The 1,782-nt window shown below is 39.8% G+C and carries 1 protein-coding gene; it reads left to right on the plus strand.

The features are described from left to right. The first annotated feature begins 284 nt into the window (after window positions 1-284). Window positions 285-1,736 carry a sugar transferase gene (locus QVP40_RS02635; RefSeq protein ID WP_022066952.1) on the plus strand — a complete coding sequence of 484 codons (1,452 nt, stop codon included), beginning with the start codon at window positions 285-287 and terminating at the stop codon, window positions 1,734-1,736. Window positions 1,737-1,782 lie beyond the last annotated feature (46 nt).

Here is a 1,782-nt window from a genome sequence, read left to right on the forward strand (position 1 = left end):
GGGGCAAAATGCAAGTGCTTTGTGGAACTATGAACGGGAAAGTTACTGCTAAACTGAATAAAGTTTTATTGGATATGATAAAACATCCACACAGAATTTGCAATAAGCATCCAATACTGTTGAAAATATCATATTCAGCCTGCAAATGTTAGAAGAAGACCATTTACAGGCTATTTAGCGCGTTCAGAACTTTTGCAGCGGGATGAAGCGTCTGGTTTTTGATCAGCTTCATGGCAACGGAAAAACGAAAAGAAAAATATTAAGTTTGAGGTTGGAGGATATCAATGTATCGGAAAAATTCAAGTGGTTGGGTAAAACATGTTGACTTTATCTTATTGGACTTACTGTGTATTCAGCTTGCATTCTATTTTTCCTATGTGTGTCGGATGGGAGAATGGAATCCCTACAGTGTACCAGTATATCGAAATATGGCAATTTTTATAGAACTGGCAGATATAGCTGTTATATTTCTGTTTGAGTCCTATAAGAATGTATTAAAAAGAGGCTATTACATAGAACTTGTTTCTTCCATAAAACAGGCAGCGATGCTGATACTGGTGGGAAGCCTGTATTTGCTCAGCGTACAGGAAGGAAATATGTATTCCAGAACTGCGTTTTATTTAATGGGCGTTTTTTATGCTGTCTTTGCCTACGGCGCACGTATTTTGTGGAAATGCTATCTGAAAAAGAAAATGAAAACAGGCGGCGACAGTTCTCTGATTATCATTACTTCCAGTAAGATTGCCGAAAAAGTAGTAAAGAGCATTAAAAATCATAACTATGAAATGTATCAGATGAATGGCGTTATAGTTCTGGACCGGGATATGACAGGAGAGGATATTGAGGGCGTTCCCGTTGTTGCAAATGCAGAAAATGTAGCAGAATTTCTGCGTCAGAGCTGGGTAGACGAAGTATTTATAAATCTGGATGAAAGTATCCCGTACCCAAAGGAATTAATAGAAAGATGCTCTGAAATGGGACTTACAGTGCATTTGAATCTTGTAAAGATTACAAACAGCACATTAGGCAAACAATCCATTGGAAAAGTCGGAGAATACACAGTGCTGACCACGAGTATTAACTATATGACCATGAGACAGGCCTTTTTAAAGAGAACCATGGATATTGCTGCAGGTCTGGCGGGATGTATTGCCACAGGGATCATTTTTGTGTTTGTAGCACCCATTATATATATAAGTTCACCGGGACCGATTTTTTTTAGTCAGGAACGTGTAGGACAGAATGGTAAGATATTTAAGATGTACAAATTCCGAAGCATGTATATGGACGCGGAAGAGCGGAAAGCTGAACTGATGAAAGAAAATAAAATGAGCAGCAATCTGATGTTTAAGCTGGACTTTGATCCGAGAATCATCGGAAACAAGGTCCTTCCGGACGGCACAAAAAAGACCGGGATCGGTCAGTTCATCCGATCCACGTCACTGGATGAGTTTCCGCAGTTCCTTAATGTGCTTCTTGGACAGATGTCGTTGGTAGGCTTCCGTCCGGCGTTAAAATCCGAGTATGAAGAGTATGAATATCATCACAGAGCAAGAATCGCCATGAAACCGGGAATTACCGGAATGTGGCAGGTCAGCGGCAGAAGCGATATCACTGACTTTGAAGAAGTAGTAAAGCTGGATACAGAATATATAAGAAACTGGAGCATGGGACTGGATTTCAGGATCCTGTTTAAGACGGTTGCTGCTGTCCTAAAGAGAGATGGATCTATGTAATGTAATTATGAATAGACAAAAATTTGGAGATAGATTAGAGTGAGTG

Source organism: Blautia sp. CAG:257 (assembly GCF_000433815.1).
Lineage (GTDB): Bacteria > Bacillota > Clostridia > Lachnospirales > Lachnospiraceae > Blautia_A > Blautia_A caecimuris.

What these genes read in the sequence shown, in the direction of transcription:
- QVP40_RS02635 (WP_022066952.1), top strand. Translation starts at nt 285, where the DNA reads ATGTATCGGAAAAATTCAAGTGGTTGGGTAAAACATGTTGACTTTATC.